The organism is Flavobacterium sp. SOK18b (assembly GCF_014156605.1).
Lineage (GTDB): Bacteria > Bacteroidota > Bacteroidia > Flavobacteriales > Flavobacteriaceae > Flavobacterium > Flavobacterium tiangeerense.
In genome coordinates, this window is the sequence record NZ_QKNZ01000175.1 from 1 (window position 1) to 1893 (window position 1893).

Consider the following 1893-nt stretch of genomic DNA (forward strand, 5'->3'; position numbering starts at 1 on the left):
ATATTAAACAGTTCCCTAAGTCCGTAATAGATTGTTAAAATCAATCAATATGTCGCTTATGCATTATTATTCTTACCAAATTTAAAAATTCTGACAACTTAATAGACTTATTACCTAATATCTTGTTTAATTATACACAAATAAATTCCTTATTGTATCGATTCAACATTAACAGAATTACTATTTAATACATTTTTGTCATTCATTTTCATAACTAATTGAAGTTTTCCTAATTTTCAATAAATTCAAAAAGTTTTATATAACATTTAATTAATACTCAAAAACTACATTGAATCTATCGTTTATTGAATTAGATCATATCGGTATTGTCTAAAAATAGATTCTATCCTATTTAATGGGTTTTCATCAGCACCGCTAAAATCAACAAAAAGTTCCCCATATCACCCTCTAAATTTACATGATGACTAACAGTCCTACTATAAAACCATTCGAAAGATTTTTGAGTTCTAATTTTTTGACATTATCCACTTTGATGGAATGCCTTATAATCTTATTATTCAAACTCCAATTCAAAAATAAAAAAAAGGAAGAATGAAATATAACAAAGACTAACAAAATAGATTTGACAATACTTTATTTATAATTGAAGTTATGAGATCGTGAATCTAACAATAAAGAAAACTAAGAATCATAGTTTGTAAAAAAATCATAGAAAACAACTTTCCGAAATTCAATTCAAAATAATTGTATCTAATAGAAAATTAATCTCAATAAATATTATTACAAAAAAAACCTCTCATTAAAAGAAAGTTCACTTTAAAAAAATCCATTTAGATTGTGACCTCATATTAAATATGCTTTGATTTAGTTATTAACAATAATTACAATGAATTCTTAAAAAAGAATTTTTTTTTAGATAATTTAACACTAATGATTTTACTATTAAATTAAAAATCCTGCAGATAACTCACACATCTTACCCGAAAGATTCATACTCTTTCAATTTAATCTTAATTTTGCGTAAAAAAACACAATGCTGTTATCTCATTATTACAATACATCTTTAGAAGCTGGAGCTGACGAAGCCGGTAGAGGCTGTTTAGCTGGGCCAGTTACAGCAGCCGCGGTGATACTTCCTGAAAACTGCACTATTCCTTTGTTGAACGATAGTAAAAAATTATCCGCTAAAAACAGAAATGAGTTAAGACCTATTATTCAAGAAAAAGCGCTGTCCTATGCTGTAACACATCTTGAACCTTTAATTATTGACGAAATTAATATTTTGAATGCATCAATAAAAGCCATGCAGGAATGCGTATTAAAATTAAATCCAAAACCTTTATCCGTAATTATAGATGGCAATTCTCCTTTTTTACCTAAAACTGGAATTAAAAATCGCGGCGGTTTACTTTTCAGTGAAACTGAAATTGAAATTTTAACCACAATACCTAGTGCCTGTATTATTAAAGGTGATGCAAAGTACCAAAGTATAGCAGCTGCTTCAATATTAGCCAAAACGTATCGGGATGAATACATGAACCGTATTCATGAAGAATTTCCTATGTACAACTGGAATAAAAATAAAGGATACCCCACTAAAGACCATAGAGAGGCGATAAAAAAATATGGTATCACAAAATACCATCGTTTGAGTTTTAGACTTCTACCTGAACAATTAAAGCTTAATATATAGAGTAACGAATCAAATTAAGAAAATCATATTTAGTTATTTTTAGTTATTTAATCTTGAGAATAATTACTTAACTAAATCACATTAATGTTTTTCATAAAGCTTTCAATGAATACTATTGAAATTATTTATTTCATAAAATTTTACACCTATATATAATCAAAAAAAAAAAAACGTTTTTTTTATACCAAAAAAATTAAAATTTTAAATTAGCTTTAACTCTTTTTTTTCTCTTTTTATTT

The 1893-nt window shown here is 26.4% G+C and carries 1 protein-coding gene; it reads left to right on the forward strand.

The features are described from left to right. Positions 1-994 precede the first annotated feature (994 nt). Positions 995-1654 (forward strand): ribonuclease HII, encoded by a 660-nt coding sequence (locus tag DNC80_RS15745; RefSeq protein WP_182652029.1) that lies wholly within the window; start codon positions 995-997, stop codon positions 1652-1654. Positions 1655-1893 lie beyond the last annotated feature (239 nt).

Bases quoted from the DNA above. Each gene is read 5' to 3' on its own strand.
- DNC80_RS15745 (WP_182652029.1), top strand. From the start codon at position 995: ATGCTGTTATCTCATTATTACAATACATCTTTAGAAGCTGGAGCTGAC.